The organism is Micromonospora sp. NPDC050187, from assembly GCF_044459745.1.
GTDB lineage: Bacteria > Actinomycetota > Actinomycetes > Mycobacteriales > Micromonosporaceae > Micromonospora.
In genome coordinates this window covers 93124-106634 of sequence record NZ_JBITJH010000014.1, presented here as the reverse complement: position 1 = coordinate 106634, position 13511 = coordinate 93124, and the positions used below count along the sequence as shown (strand labels likewise).

At 69.9% G+C, this 13511-nt stretch carries 13 protein-coding genes and 1 pseudogene; 8 read left to right on the top strand and 6 right to left on the bottom strand.

The window, feature by feature from the left end:
* Positions 1-4 precede the first annotated feature (4 nt).
* Positions 5-2014: a serine hydrolase domain-containing protein gene (locus ACIBJE_RS21355; protein ID WP_396750894.1), complete on the bottom strand. Its 2010-nt coding sequence runs from the start codon at positions 2012-2014 to the stop codon at positions 5-7.
* Between the two features lie 379 nt (positions 2015-2393).
* On the opposite strand from ACIBJE_RS21355, the pseudogene ACIBJE_RS21350 reads away from it, so the two are divergent.
* Positions 2394-3203 (top strand): annotated as a pseudogene (locus ACIBJE_RS21350) (condensation domain-containing protein).
* Here the strand turns inward: ACIBJE_RS21350 and ACIBJE_RS21345 are convergent.
* Both ACIBJE_RS21345 and ACIBJE_RS21340 read right to left on the bottom strand, forming a co-directional pair.
* On the bottom strand, positions 3170-4066 hold the full coding sequence (locus ACIBJE_RS21345) for an MBL fold metallo-hydrolase (protein ID WP_396750892.1): 897 nt from the start codon (positions 4064-4066) through the stop codon (positions 3170-3172). The pseudogene ACIBJE_RS21350 and the gene ACIBJE_RS21345 overlap by 34 nt on opposite strands.
* A gap of 6 nt (positions 4067-4072) precedes the next feature.
* Positions 4073-5314, bottom strand: coding sequence for an MFS transporter (locus tag ACIBJE_RS21340; protein ID WP_396750890.1), 1242 nt, complete (start codon positions 5312-5314; stop codon positions 4073-4075).
* A 93-nt stretch (positions 5315-5407) separates the two neighbouring features.
* Here ACIBJE_RS21340 and ACIBJE_RS21335 point away from each other — a divergent pair, with 93 nt between their 5' ends.
* The 3 genes from ACIBJE_RS21335 to ACIBJE_RS21325 are packed head-to-tail and all read left to right on the top strand — an operon-like array spanning position 5408 to position 7534.
* Positions 5408-5623, top strand: a complete 216-nt coding sequence (locus tag ACIBJE_RS21335) for a hypothetical protein (RefSeq protein ID WP_088983276.1) — start codon at positions 5408-5410, stop codon at positions 5621-5623.
* Complete coding sequence (locus ACIBJE_RS21330; protein WP_396750887.1) at positions 5610-6932, top strand: amidase; 1323 nt, start codon at positions 5610-5612, stop codon at positions 6930-6932. Before ACIBJE_RS21335 ends, ACIBJE_RS21330 begins: the two co-directional genes overlap by 14 nt.
* Positions 6933-6961: 29 nt before the next feature.
* Positions 6962-7534, top strand: coding sequence for a TetR/AcrR family transcriptional regulator (locus ACIBJE_RS21325; RefSeq protein WP_145835978.1), 573 nt, complete (start codon positions 6962-6964; stop codon positions 7532-7534).
* A gap of 165 nt (positions 7535-7699) precedes the next feature.
* Here ACIBJE_RS21325 and ACIBJE_RS21320 read toward each other — a convergent pair whose 3' ends face one another.
* The 3 genes from ACIBJE_RS21320 to ACIBJE_RS21310 all read right to left on the bottom strand — a co-directional run bounded on the left by ACIBJE_RS21320 (position 7700) and on the right by ACIBJE_RS21310 (position 9453).
* Entirely contained in the window at positions 7700-8182 is a 483-nt protein-coding gene (locus ACIBJE_RS21320) for a hypothetical protein (protein ID WP_396750885.1), read from the bottom strand.
* Positions 8179-8322, bottom strand: a complete 144-nt coding sequence (locus ACIBJE_RS21315) for a hypothetical protein (protein WP_396750883.1) — start codon at positions 8320-8322, stop codon at positions 8179-8181. The genes ACIBJE_RS21320 and ACIBJE_RS21315 overlap by 4 nt, the downstream gene beginning before the upstream one ends.
* 201 nt (positions 8323-8523) lie before the next feature.
* Positions 8524-9453: a hypothetical protein gene (locus ACIBJE_RS21310; RefSeq protein WP_396750881.1), complete on the bottom strand. Its 930-nt coding sequence runs from the start codon at positions 9451-9453 to the stop codon at positions 8524-8526.
* Positions 9454-9727: 274 nt separating this feature from the next.
* Here ACIBJE_RS21310 and ACIBJE_RS21305 point away from each other — a divergent pair, with 274 nt between their 5' ends.
* From ACIBJE_RS21305 to ACIBJE_RS21290, 4 genes are all read left to right on the top strand, one after another.
* The gene (locus ACIBJE_RS21305) at positions 9728-10678 is read left to right on the top strand and encodes a lamin tail domain-containing protein (RefSeq protein ID WP_396750879.1); all 951 of its coding nucleotides are present in this window, start codon (positions 9728-9730) and stop codon (positions 10676-10678) included.
* A 194-nt stretch (positions 10679-10872) separates the two neighbouring features.
* A complete protein-coding gene (locus tag ACIBJE_RS21300) occupies positions 10873-11088 on the top strand; it encodes a hypothetical protein (RefSeq protein WP_396750877.1) in 216 nt (71 codons plus the stop codon).
* 281 nt (positions 11089-11369) lie between these two features.
* On the top strand, positions 11370-12620 hold the full coding sequence (fxlM, locus tag ACIBJE_RS21295) for a methyltransferase, FxLD system (protein WP_396750875.1): 1251 nt from the start codon (positions 11370-11372) through the stop codon (positions 12618-12620).
* Complete coding sequence (locus tag ACIBJE_RS21290) at positions 12617-13255, top strand: AAA family ATPase (protein WP_396750873.1); 639 nt, start codon at positions 12617-12619, stop codon at positions 13253-13255. Before fxlM ends, ACIBJE_RS21290 begins: the two co-directional genes overlap by 4 nt.
* The last annotated feature ends 256 nt before the right edge of the window (positions 13256-13511 follow it).

Here is a 13511-nt window from a genome sequence, read left to right as displayed (position 1 = left end):
CGCGTCAGTAGGAGATGCTAGGCGCGAGCAGCATGAACTCGACGGCGAACCAGCCCGTACCGGCCAGGGCCAGCAGGATCAGGGCGCTGGCGGCGACCCGGTGCCAGCCGCCGCGCCGCCGTACGTCGTCGACCAGCCGCACCCCTGCGGGCAGCACCCCGAGCAGGCCGATCACCTGGAGCACCTGCACGGTGCGCAGCGAAGCGGCGGAGACCTCCTGCAACCCCATGACGGCCGCGATGTTCACCGCCCAGCCGATCAGCGCGAGCAGCGCACCCGCGACCGCGACGCGGCTGAGCACCCGCGCGGTACGTCCCGCCGGATCACGGCGTGGCCGACCGAGCACGCGTCGGACGAGGGCACCGAACGGCCAGGAGAGCACGGTCAGCGCAAGCACCAGCACGGAGGCACCGAGCACCGGTACGACCACCGCCGTGGCCCGTGCCGGCTCGACCGGCAGCAGGGCGAACGCGGAGTCGTGGCTGATCGCCGTCACCCGGTCGTCGGTGACCCGCATGGCCAGCGTGCGCTGCCCGCCCACCTCGCGCCAGACCCAGGGAGCCACCTCCTCGTACAGGGCCGGGGTGGCCGACAGCGGGCCCGGCTCGAACAGCAGCCGGTGGTCGTCGGCGACGCTGACGGTGGTCCGACCGACCAGGCCCATGGTGGTCAGGAAGTTGCTGCCGAAACCGCGCGAGTCGGTGTACGTACCGGCCGCGGCGGCGGCGTGTGCGGCGCTGGTCTGCGCGTCGACGCCGGCCGGTCGCTCCGACGTGCCCGGGAAGTAGCGGTCGGCGAAGCCATTCACCACCGCCTGGCGCAGCTCGTGGCTGTCCAGCTCGCCCCGGCCGCCGCCGTTGAGCGAGAGGAAGATGCCGGCCCGCTCCCGGGGGTAGATCTGTAGGTGCGAGTGGAAGAACATGGTGTCGCCGCCGTGACCGAGGATGTGTCGGCCGTTGCGGCTCTCGTCGAACAGCCCCAGCGCCATCCGGGGGCCGTCCGCGAGGGTGCCGAGCGAGGTGGCGTCGAGCCCGGGACGCTGCATCAGCTCGCGGGTGGCGGCGTCGAGCAGCGGACCCTCGCCGACCGGTTCGCCGGTCAGCGCCAGCATGAACCGGGCCATGTCGGTGGCCGGTGCGCTCAACGCGCCCGCCGGGGGAGTGCCGACGATCTCGAACGGACCGGCGACACCGGCAGCGTCGTAGCCGCTGGCCATCCGGTCGGCCAGGGCCGGGGGCAGCGGCTGCGCGAACGTCGACGACGCCATGCCGGCCCGGGCCAGCACGTTGCGGTCGACGTACTTCTCGAACGGCGTCCCGCTGACGTGCTCGACGATGTATCCGGCCAGCGCGTTGCCGTAGTTGGAGTAGGCGGGCACGGTGCCCGGCCGGTAGATCTGCTCCGGCGGGTCGGTGGCCAACGCCGCGCGCAGGTTCGGGCTGCTGCCGTCGAGGCCGATCAACCCGGCGACGCGCTCCTCGAACCCGGCGGTGTGGGTCAGCAGGTGCCGCAGCGTGACCGCCTCGTCGTAGCGGCGGGGCAGCGTGAAGTCCAGGTACTCGTCGACGTCGGCGTCGAGGTCGAGATCGCCGCTCTGCACGAGCTGGAGGACGGCGACGGCGGTGACCAGCTTCGACACCGAGCCGACCCGGAACAGGTGCCGGTCCGGGTCGACCGGTACCGGCTGGCCGGTGCCGGTGCCGGTGTCCGCGTGGCCGTAGCCACGGGTGGTGAGGATCTCGCCGTCGCGGACGACGGCGACGGTGACGCCGGGGATGCCGGTCCGCTGGAGCGCGGCGGGCAGCAGGCCGTCGAGCCAGGCGTCGACGTCGGCCGCGTTCAGCGCGGCCGGGTCGGCCGGCGCGCCGGGAGTGGGTGGCGTGGGAACGGACATGGCGGTCGGTGCGGTGCCGCACCCGGCGGCGGTGGCGGCGACGGCGACCGTCGCCACCAGAGCCGCGCCGAGCCGTCGCAGGCGGGACGCCCGGGGCCGGGCGGGATCTTGGCGAAGCATGTCGGGCTGCTACCTTCCAGGCCGATCGGGTGTCCGGAGGGATCCGTGCGGCGTCACCCGGTGCCTGGGAAAAGCCTGCGGGACCGGGGGCGTGGTGCCATCTGGCGCAGGACGGCATTCTGCCTACGACCTTCGTCGGAAATCGAGCTCGTACCCGGCACCGCCGCGTACCTCGTGCACTCGACCGTGCGGGTGCGCGGGCCGTTGAACGTCGAGCTGCTGCGGGCCGCCGTCGACGCGACCGCCGCCCGGCACGACAGCCTCCGCATGCGGTTCACCGAGAACGCCGACGGCGAACACATCATGCACGTCGCCTCCGACGTGCGGGTGCCGGTCACCGTCAACCGCCGCACCCGGCGAGGCCGACGCCCGCGAACTGGTGGCCACCTCGGTACGCACCCCGTTCGACCTCGACCTCGACCTCGACCTCGACGTCGCGCCGCTGGTGCGGGTGCTCGTCGTCCGGCTCGCCGACCAGGAACACCTGGTGCATCTCGCCATGCACCACATCGTCAGCGACGGCTGGTCGCTGACCCTGCTGCTCGACGAGATCGCCGTCACCTACGGCGCACTGCGCGACGGCACGCCGGCACCTCCGGCACCGGCAGTCGACTAGCTGGAGTACGCCGCCTGGCAGCGGGACCGTCTCGACGGACCGGCCACCGGGGACGGGTTCGCCTACTGGACCCGGACACTGGCCGGCGTACCCGCGCTGGAACTGCCCACCGACCGGCCCCGCCCGGCCGTGCAGTCGTACGCCGGTGGCACCCACCGCTTCGCCCTCGACGCCGACCTCACCGACGGACCGCGCCGGCTCAGCCGCGCCTACCGCGCCATCCTCTACATGACCCTGCTCACCGGCCTGCAAGCGGTGCTGTTCCGTCACAGCGGCCAGCGGGACTTCGCCATCGGCTCGCCGGTCGCCGGCCGGGTGGTGCCGGAGCTGGAGAACCTCGTCGGTCTCTTCGTCAACACCCTGGCCCTGCGCGCCCACCTCTGCCCGGTCGCCGCGACCGCCGACACCGCGAGAGTTGCTCGGCGACTTCCTGTTCGGTCATGCGTCGCGTTCGCACTGGTCGCAGGAATCCGGCCGAGGGATTGCGACACCCCGCGTATGCGTGACTTACGCACAGCCGAGCCCGATCAGCCGGTGGATCAACTCGATGCCGGGACTGCCGCATTCGCCTGATGCCCGAGGCGGTAGGCGTTGCCCTCAGGCAGCACGTGTCCGCCGGTCGGAGCGGGGAAGTGGCTGCCCAGTAGGAGGGTGCCGGTGCCGGCGAGCGAGGCGAGCAGCCGTCGGCGGGTGGCCTCGGCCTGGGTTGCGTCGATGTCGACGCAGGAGCTCAGCGAGGGATGGGCCAACTGGACGGGGTGGTGGACGGCGTCGCCCGAGATCAGTGCTGTCTCTCCCGCACTGCTGAGGTGAACGGAGATATGTCCGGGGGTGTGGCCGGGGGTGGGAAGCAGCCGCAGCCCCGGGGCGATCTCGATCCCGTCGCCGGGGACCTCGACGGGCTCGAGCAGACCGGCCTGTTCCACCGGGAGCACCGAGTCCTCGAACATCTGCCGGCGCGGCGCGTCCATTGCGTACCCGGCCCAGAAGTCGCGCTCCACGCGGGAGGTGATGTGGCGGGCGTTGCCGAAGGTGGGAACCCAGGTTCCGTTGACCTCGTGGGTGTTCCAGCCGACGTGGTCGGTGTGCAGGTGGGTCAGCACGACCAGGTCGACGGAGTCCGGCGTGAACCCGATGCTACGCAGGTTGTCCCGGTAGGTGGTGTCGAGGTTGTGCCAGGCCGGGTTGGCGCGGCTCTTGCCGTTGCCGATGCCGGTGTCGACGAGCACCCGCAGTCCTTCGGTCTCGACGGCGAAGCTGTGGCTGTGCAGGCGCAGTTCGGCGTCGGGGCTGGCGAAGTCGGGGCGTAGCCAGTCCTGCCGGGCGACCAGGTCGGGGGTCGCGTCCGGCAGCAGCCACTGCCCGGTCTGTGGGGCGAGCAGCAGTTCGTCGATGCGGTGGATGGTGATGGAGCCTACGGTCCAGGTGGCGGTCATGGCGCTTCAGCGTCCTTCGGTGTTGGGGATCGAACGGGGAGCCAGGGCGAGCACCACCGAGGCGGCGAGTCCGAGCAGGACGGTGCCCACGGCGTAGACGTGCGTGGCGGTGGCGAGACCGGACGTGCGGGCGACGGCGCCCACCGCGACGGCGGGCAGGCTCATCGCCAGGTAGTTGACGATGGAGCACACGGCGACGACCGCGGCTCGGTGGCGCTCGTCGACCGGGGCGGTGATGATGCGTACGCTGCCCTGGTTGACCATGCCGAACGCGGCCCCGGCCAGTACCGCCCCGCCGAGCAGCGCGGGCGGTCCGCCGCCGTGCAGAGCGGCCACGGTCAGTACCGCGGCGAGGGGTACGGCCAGGCTGCCGACCCGAACTGCCGCGCGGGGTGCCGCTCGGGTGAGCAGCACAGCCGGTACGGCGGTGACCGTCACCGCGAGGAAGATCAGGCCGCCTGCCGCGAGGGGCAGGTCCGGGGCGATGTGCAGCAGCAGGGACGGGCCGAGCGAGGAGTAGAAGCCGCCGAGCGCCCAGACCGCCACCATCGCCGCGGCCAGGATCCGCAGTTCGCGGCGAGCCGTCGCGGGCACCCGGAGCTGACGGCGCGGTGGGGCCGAGCTGATGTGCGTTGCGCCGGTCGTCGCAGTCGCGGTGGCGGGGGTGGACGGCCGCATGGAGCCGGGCGGTCGAAGTCGCGGCTCTGGCCCTGCGAGGAGCATCGCTGCCCCGGCGATGAACAGGACCGCCAGCGCGAGGTAGATCATCACGGTGTTCTCAGGGCGGAGGTAGACGAACACGGTCGCGGCTACGACGCCGAGCGCCATCCCTGCGGGGGGTGCGACGCTGTTGGCCAGCGCACCGCGTCCCGGGCGACCGGGGGCTTCGAGGTCCAGCAGGGCGGCGCCGACCGCCCCGATGGCCACGCCGGTGGCGATTCCCTGCACGGCCCGCGCGGCGATCAGCAGGCCAGGCCCGGCGGCAACAGCCAGCAGCAGCATCGCGACCGCCTGGACGATCAGAGCGATCACGGTGGCCGGTTTACGGCCGTAGCGGTCGGACAGGGTGCCGGCGAGCAGCAGCGCCAGCAGCAACCCCACGGGGTAGACGGCGAAGACGACGCTGATCGTGAGTTCCGAGAGCGCCCATTGCTGCTGGTAGAGCGGGTAGAGCGGGGTCGGCGCGCTGGAGGCGGCCAGCAGTGCGATGAGCACCGCCGCGTACCGGGGGAACTGTCCCGCTGGCATGACACCTCCACTTAAAGCTATCCGTTTGCGTTAGTGGACCGTAGCCCCTATGGTTCCCTAACGCAAACCGTTAGCTTTAAGTGGAGGATGCGCATGACCACCCCCCTCACGCCCCCGGAGGCGGCCGCTCTCGCCGCCCGTGCCGGGCTGCTGGTCGAGGAAGCCCGGCACGCCGGGCTCGCGGCGGCAACCAACCACATCCACGACGCCGTCAACGTCCTGCGGGAGCTCGACTTCGGCGACACACCACCGGCCTTCGTGTACGAGGCCGGCACACGTCAACAAAAGGATGATCATGCAGCTGCCTGACCTGTCGCTTACCGAACTCGCCGCGGCGATCCAGGCTCGCGAACTCTCGCCCGTCGAGGTGGTCGACGCCGTGCTGGAGCGCGCCGAGCGCACGGAACCCCAGCTCAACGCGTACTCCGCGATCGACGCCGACGGAGCACGCGAGGCGGCGCACGCCGCCGAACGCGCGCTGGCCGCCGGCCGGGACGCTGGCCCGCTCGCCGGCATCCCGGTCGGCATCAAGGACCTCATCGACATCGAGGGCAGACCCACCGGTGCGGGCTCCGGGGTGCGCGACGGCCACCGCGCCGAGAAGGACAGCGCGGTGGTGTCGAGCCTGCGCGACGCTGGGGCGATCATGCTCGGCAAGACCCACACCCACGAGTTCGCCTACGGTCTGATCACGCCGCAGACGCGCAACGCCGTCAACGGCGACAGGGTGGCCGGCGGATCCAGCGGAGGGTCCGCGGCAGCCGTGGCCGCGGGCAGCGCCACCTTCGCCCTCGGCACCGACACCGGCGGCTCGATCCGCGTCCCGGCCGCCCTCAACGGCGTGGTGGGCCTCAAGCCCACGTACGACCTCGTGCCCCGCCAGGGCGTCACGTCACTGTCGTGGTCCCTGGACCACGTCGGACCGATCACGCGTACGGTCGCCGACGCCGCTCTCGCCCTCTCCGCCCTCACCGGGCGCCGCGCCGCGCTGCACACCGATCTGCGCGGAATTCGCGTGGGCGTGCCGCGAAACTACTACTTCGACCGGCTCGACCCGCAGGTCGAGAGGGCGGTGCTCGCCGCCGTCGACAAGCTCGCCGCGCTGGGCGCCACCCTCGTCGACGTGGACATCCCGATGACGCGCTACCTCGTCCCTGCGCAGTCAGTGATCATGCTGGCCGAGGCGAGCGCCTACCACGAGCACACCCTGCGCGCCGCCGCCGACCTGTACGGCGAGGACGTCCGCGGCCTGCTCGAAGCCGGCGGGCTGCTGGGCGCCGGCGAATACCTGCGCGGCCAGCGTGCCCGCACCCTGGTCCGGGAGGCATGGTCAGGGCTGTTCACCGAGGTCGACGTCCTCGTCGCTCCGACCGTGCCGGTCACTGCGGTTCCGATCGGGCAGGAGAGCATCGTCTGGCCGAACGGGGAGGTAGAGAGCGTGACGGACGCGTACGTGCGGCTCTGTGCTCCCGCGAACCTGACCGGTTTTCCGGCTCTGAGCGTTCCGGTTGGCTTCGACGAAGACGCCCTGCCGATTGGCCTGCAGCTGATCGGAGCACCCTTCACCGAGGACGTCCTGCTGCGCGTCGGTCTGGCCCACGAGGAGGCTACCGGTTAAAGCGAAACGTTTGCCTTAGGCTGGTGACCATGAGCCGCAAGCCCATGGCACGCCCCGGTGGCCGCAGCACCCGCGTCCAGAGGTCGGTACACGACGCGGTGCGCGCCCTGCTGGCCGAGACCGACCGCGACAACCTGACCGTCCCGATGATCGCCGCTCGGGCCGGTGTCACCCCCTCGACCATCTACCGGCGCTGGGGTGACCTGCAGGAACTGCTGTCGGACGTGGCCGTCGAACGGCTGCGGCCCGAGGCGGCGCCCGACGACCACGGCTCCTTCACGGAAGATCTCGCCGCCTGGGCCGAGTCCTTCCTCGACGAGATGTCCTCACCACCGGGGAAGGCCTACATCCGGGACGCACTGCTCGGCGATCCCGACGGCACCAACGCCGGGCAGTGCTCCGCCTACGCCGCAGAGCAGATCAACATCATCCTCGCCCGTGCCACCGAACGGCAGGAACCGACACCTCCCCTGGAGACGGTCATGGACCAACTGGTCGCGCCGATCATGTACCGCATCCTGTTCCGCCCCGACGGCCTCGGCGAAGCACACCTGCGCACCCTGATCGACCGGGCGACCAACGCCGGCGGTCAAGAGGGGTGAAGTGAGGTTGGGGTAGGGAAACCGACGGTGCTTCGTGACCGCGTCACGACATCGACGCTGGGGCTACCGGCCATGAACATCGGCCCTTCCAAGGGCAGCACCTTCGATCGAGTGCTGATCTTCCCGACGAAGCCCATGCTCAAGTACCTGAGGACCGCAGACCTGTCAGCTCTGCGGGCAACGGACCGGGAGCAGTTGCGCCACCGACAGGACGGTCTCTCCGCCGTTGGTGCGGTAGAGGTGGTAGCGGACGAGTCGGATGTCGATGCCGGATTCGTACAGGTAGAGGGCGGTGTTGGTGACTGTTGGCCCGAAGTCGCCGGCCATGAGGATGATCCGTGGCGTTCGCAGTGTCTCGTCGGAGACGCCTTCGGCCCATTCCTTTAGCTGTGCCAACGCCTCGTCGGTGGTCGTGTCGCCGCCGAGGTGCGCTGCGTGGACCTCGGCGAGACTGTCGAGGCTGAACAGGCGGGCCATGGCCGCGTAGTTGATCGCCTGCATCGTGACGATGTCTGGGGTGCGGTCGCGCTTGAGTTCGACGACGACGAGCCGTCCGGCCCGGTCCAGACCCAATACGTCGAGCCGGTCGGCGGCCGGCGTGCCGCCGGCTGTGATCCATCGCCCGTATTCGAAGGTGACGACCTTCATGTCGCTTCGATGAGTTCTGGATGGTCGACGACCCATTGCTGCAGGTGTTGACGTTCCAGTAGGCCGGCTTCCACCAGCGAGATCCGCTGTGCTGGTACCGCGTTGACGCCGTTTACCGTGAACACGATCTCGTCAGGCATGGGCGGTGCCTCCTTGCACTCTGCCTGCGGCACGTAACTGGCCGAGGCGCAGGTCGATGAGTTGGGTTATGGGATCGCCCCGTCCGGAGCCGGACGGAAAGTTGGGGGTTGAGCCTGGTACGTGCCGCACAACTGGTGGCAGATGCGAATCAGCCTTGGCCATTGCCCAGCTGTTGCGCGACGGTGCCCGTGTAGCAGCTTCTACCGCCGCGGCGGCCAGACAGATGTCCATGTGCCGCAGGTGTCTTCTGGATAGGTGCGGTCCGGGTTGCGTTCGGCCACGCAGACCCGGAATTCGGCGGTGGCGTCAGGGGCAAGGGGGACGGTGACGCGTTTGGGAGGGTTCTTGGTCACGGCGCTGCCGTCGGGGCTGCGAGTGGCGTGGGCTCTGCTGTTGAAGTACGGGGGCCAATCTTTGCCGTTGACCCGGACGACGAGGACTGCGGATTTGCCGTCGGGTCTGTCGTCGTACAGCAGGAACTCGAGCCGGTCGGGGCAGAACGTCGCGTGCGCACGATTCTCGTTCCTGGAAGTCGCGGTGATCGTCTGCGTTGGGCACGGTGCGGCCTCTGCCGGCAGGGTGGCGTTGGTTCGATCGGGGGAGAGTACCGGCACCGGTACCTCCGGCGACTGCTCACCGCCGGGCATCACCAAAGCCATCCCGGCGCTGGCGGCGGCGATGAGAACGACCGCCAGCGGCACCAGGTGCCAGGGACGCAGGGCTGTACGCCGCGTCTGCGTCACGGCTACAGGTTCTTGATTGGCATCACTGCTGGATGGAGGCGTGGCTGTGGGCGTGTCTTGCCCGTCGGGCTCCGGTGCATTCGAAGGCACCGCAGGGCGCTGCCTTCGGCTGGCCCGCCGCGCCGCCTGGAGCGCACCCATGAGTTCGTCGGCTCGCTCCTTACCCACGAGGAGGAGGCACATCTCGGTGAAGTCCTCGTTACTGCGAGGCAGGCCGTTGTGGTCGAGCCAACCGCGAATGGTCGAGACCGCTAGTTCGTAGTTGCTGACTTTCTGCAGTTCGAAGCTGATCTCTTCCGCTGATCGGCTACCACTGTCCCGCCAAGCCGAGTCCAGAGCCGCCCAGAAACTACGGACCGCATCTGGGTCGTGATCTTCAGTCGCCACGTCTCCATTGTGGGCGAGGTGCTGACCTCGTGGGTGCCAAGGGGGCGTATCGACGGGCGCGCGAGTCGGGCGACTCGACCGCGACTCGCTGGATCGTGGCAGGTCACGCGGCGAACGCTGGTACGGCAGGGGAGGCGGACAGCGCTTCCGACGTCACTGTCACGAAAGGCGGATCATGTATCGAGAGCGACAGCTGGCCGTTGCCGGCACTGTCCTGGCACGCATCCAGCGGGGGCTGCGCAAACGGGCGCAGCAACCGAGGGTGACGGAGCGAATGACCGTGAGGGGCCGCTTGGCGGCTGGTGTGCTGACCGGTGCACTGGCCGGCTCGCTGGCGCTGGCGGTACCCGCCTCGGCCGCCCCGGTCGACACGACGGGCACGGTGGTCCGAGTGGTCGACGGTGACACCGTCATCGCGAGAATCAAGGGGAAGAAGCACCCTGCCCGCATCCGCATCACCGGCCTGAACGCGATGGAACTGACCGACTACCGGCCGGGCCACCGGGACGGCGAATGCCACGCGCGGCAGGCCGCCCGGCGCATGGAGGAACTTGTCCTGAACAAGCGCGTCAAGATCACGGCACGGGACTCGGGCAGCGAAAGCGGCGAACGCCATCGGCTGCGCCGCAGCCTCGAGGTAAAGAAGGAGGGCAAGTGGATCGACCCGGCGGCCGAGCTGATGAAGGAGGGGCTTGCCCTGTGGCTGCCGAACAAGGTCGAGTACCTGCCCAACGCCACCTACCCGGTCCTGGCGGCGCGGGCGGCCAGGGAGGGTCGTGGACTCTGGGACACCGATGCCTGTGGTGCCGGTCCCAGCCAGAACGCCGTTCTGCGGGTCACCGCGAAGTGGCGGGGCGACGAGAGCGTATCGATCGACAACCTGGGCGCGAAGCCGGTCAGCCTCGCGAAATGGTGGCTGCGCGACAGCTCGTACCTCGGCGACCGCGCGCGTGGGTACGAGTTCCCGGCCTCGGCGGTCGTTCCTGCCGGCGGCACCATCGTGCTGCATGTCGGTAAGGGTAAGAACGGCGATGGCCACTACTACTGGAAGCCGAAGAAGCGGAAGAAAGATGACCGGGTCCTCGACAAGAAGAATGACCGGGTCTTCGACAACGTGACGGGTACGCCCGAGCACATGGCCGACGGCGCGTATCTCTTCGACCCGGACGGTGACCTGCGCGCGGCGCACCAGTACGCCCCGCACGCGTGCATCCAATTCCCCTGACCGATTCCGACCCCGTCCGGGCTGGCATGACCGAAGGCCGGTCTCTCCTGAGGGGGGACCGGCCTTCGGCCTGACCGCCCGGCCAACGTGACAGGGCGGCACCCCACCCGGGAACATCACCTCCACCAGCAAACCTCAGGAAGCTCCCGCCTGCCCCTTCTCTCGCTAACGACCTGGTGCACGGTAGCGAGCCCTTGAGCATCGATGACAACCGCTACAGCGAGGCTGAGGTTCTCGACCATCTCGGCGATGCCTACCACGCGATGGGCGACCATCGCCTGGCCGGTCGCGCCTGGCAGGGCGCGGTGCGCATCCTCGACCAGTACGGGCACGCCGCCGCCGGGCCGATCCGGATGAAGCTCGACGCACTGCGGCTGGAGGTCCCGTGCCACCACTCGGCGCAGGCGTGATCGGTGTGGTGGCCCTGTCGCGGGCCGCGCCGACGCCCCTCCGGTCATACGACCAGGCCGGCGGTACCCGGTCACCGGCGTAGGGAGGAGGTAGGGGCTGGCCCACCTCGACGACGCGGACGGGGGAGTGCCCCTGGTAGCCGCAGGCCAGGATCTCGGCAACACCCACTGCCGGTACATCGACGTGAGCGCCACAACCCGACGGACAGGCGCGTTATGTCGCATGCGTCCTATATTGTCGCGCCGTTCGCGCCGAGGCCCCACCGACCGGAGGTTTGATCATGGCTGATTCCGCGCTCGACACCGTCCCGGAAACCGACAACAGTCCGGAGGCGGCCCGAAACCGGCTGGCCGACCAGTTGCTCGCCGACGGCCGGATCACCTCACCTACGGTGGAAGCGGCGTTTCGTCGGGTGCCGCGGCACCTGTTCGCTCCCGATGGGGTCAGCGTCGACGCCGCGTACGCCGACGACGTGGTCATCACGAAACGTGGTCCGGACGGACGCGCGAGCAGTTCCATCTCCGCGCCGTGGCTGCAGGCCATGATGCTGGAAGCCGCCCGCCTACGCCCCGGCACGCGGGTGTTGGAGATCGGTTCCGGCGGCTACAACGCCGCGCTCATCGCTGAGGTCGTCGGCCCGCGCGGCACGGTCATCAGTATCGATATCGACTCCGACATCGTCGGCAACGCCCGGACCGCCCTCGACACCGCCGGGTACCCGAACGTCCGTGTGGCGCGGGCCGACGCGGCAACCGGCTGGCCGACAGGGGCACCGTACGACGCGATCATCGTCACCGTCGAGGCCAGCGACATCCCACCCGCCTGGACCGATCAGCTCGCCCCTGACGGGGTCCTCGTCGTACCTCTGCGGATGCGCGGCAACACCCGATGCCTCACCCTGACCCGCGACGGCGACCACCTTACCGCCACCGATGCGATCCTTTGCGGCTTCGTGCCCATGCAAGGCGCTGGTGCCAACCCCGTGACCCGGCGGTCGCTGCGCGGCGACGACGTGACCTTGCGCATCGACGACCCCGAGACTCGAACCCTCACCCTCGATGCCCTGGCCCCCGCGCTGGATGGTCCCCAGGTCGACGCCTGGTCCGAGGTGACCATCCCACCCGCGACGCCGTTCGAATCACTGCACCTCTGGCTGGCCAGCCAACCCCACCCGTACGGCCTCCTCGCCGTCGACCGGGACCGTGCTGCGGACATGGACCCGCAGAACTGGGTCTCCTGCCCCGCCCTTCTCACCGGCGACAGCATCGCCTACCTCGCCATTCGCCAGCTCGACGACACCACCTGGGAGTTCGGCGCCCGTGGCTACGGACCCGACGCCGCACCGCTGACCCGGCGCGTCGTCGACCTCATCACCGTCTGGGACCGTGACCACCGCAACCAGCCCGGCCCGGATGTCAGGGTGTACCCCACCGGCGTCATCATCCCGCCCACCGACCGACCACAACTACTCGTTCCCCGCCACCACACCACCACCGCGATCACCTGGACCGTCGCCGGAGACCACCGGTGACCGCCACCGAGCCGACCCTCGTCGTCGTTCGCGGGAACTCCGGTAGCGGGAAGACGACCGCCGCCCGCGAGGCCCGCCGACGCTACGGCCGCGGCATCGCACTCCTGGAACAGGACCACCTACGTCGGATCGTGCTCCGCGAACACGACAGCTCACACATCGACCCGGTCGCTCCAGCGTTCATCACCGCGACCGCCCGCACCGCCCTCGACCTCGGCTACCACGTCATCCTCGAAGGCATCCTGCACACCGAACGGTACGCCGACGTCCTGCACCAGCTCATCGAGAACCATTCAGGACCGGCCGCCGTGTTCTACCTGGATGTGTCCTTCGACGAGACCGTCCGTCGCCACCTCAGCCGGGCTGAGCCCATCCCCGTCACCCCCGACGAGATGCGCACCTGGTACGCCCACCGCGACCTGCTCGGCATCCCGGGTGAGATCGTCATCGCCGAGACCAGCACCTTCGAGCAGACCGTCACCACGATCCTGCACACCAGCGGCCTCACCAGCGCGACACCCCAGACGCCCTGTCCACGGCGCTGCCGGCACTGCGCCCGCAAATCCGAGGGATCTGCCGCCGCAGCGGCGGCTTCCATGACACCGCCCGCGGACGTCGCCGCATCGAAGCCGTGACAACCCAGACACCCACTGCCCAGTCGTGAGGCGCCCTGCGGCTCGGGGTGCACTGAACGATGGCCGAGGACGGCATCCGGGACTGTACAAATAACGGCCCTGGCTCACTTTTGGTGGTGACGTTCTGTAACGGCGGTGCGGGGTGCGCACGAGTCTTTGACGCCGGCGCTCCGGGCTGACCGCACTTCTCTGGCGAAGCCGCGCCCACGATCCGCCATCCCTTTTGGCTCGAACACGCCAATTTAGACAGCGCTGC

Bases quoted from the DNA above. Each gene is read 5' to 3' on its own strand.
- ACIBJE_RS21315 (WP_396750883.1), bottom strand. From the start codon at position 8,322: ATGCCTGACGAGATCGTGTTCACGGTAAACGGCGTCAACGCGGTACCA.
- ACIBJE_RS21305 (WP_396750879.1), top strand. From the start codon at position 9,728: ATGACCGTGAGGGGCCGCTTGGCGGCTGGTGTGCTGACCGGTGCACTG.
- ACIBJE_RS21330 (WP_396750887.1), top strand. From the start codon at position 5,610: ATGCAGCTGCCTGACCTGTCGCTTACCGAACTCGCCGCGGCGATCCAG.
- ACIBJE_RS21335 (WP_088983276.1), top strand. From the start codon at position 5,408: ATGACCACCCCCCTCACGCCCCCGGAGGCGGCCGCTCTCGCCGCCCGT.
- ACIBJE_RS21345 (WP_396750892.1), bottom strand. From the start codon at position 4,066: ATGACCGCCACCTGGACCGTAGGCTCCATCACCATCCACCGCATCGAC.
- ACIBJE_RS21340 (WP_396750890.1), bottom strand. From the start codon at position 5,314: ATGCCAGCGGGACAGTTCCCCCGGTACGCGGCGGTGCTCATCGCACTG.
- ACIBJE_RS21355 (WP_396750894.1), bottom strand. From the start codon at position 2,014: ATGCTTCGCCAAGATCCCGCCCGGCCCCGGGCGTCCCGCCTGCGACGG.
- ACIBJE_RS21325 (WP_145835978.1), top strand. From the start codon at position 6,962: ATGAGCCGCAAGCCCATGGCACGCCCCGGTGGCCGCAGCACCCGCGTC.
- ACIBJE_RS21320 (WP_396750885.1), bottom strand. From the start codon at position 8,182: ATGAAGGTCGTCACCTTCGAATACGGGCGATGGATCACAGCCGGCGGC.
- fxlM (WP_396750875.1), top strand. From the start codon at position 11,370: ATGGCTGATTCCGCGCTCGACACCGTCCCGGAAACCGACAACAGTCCG.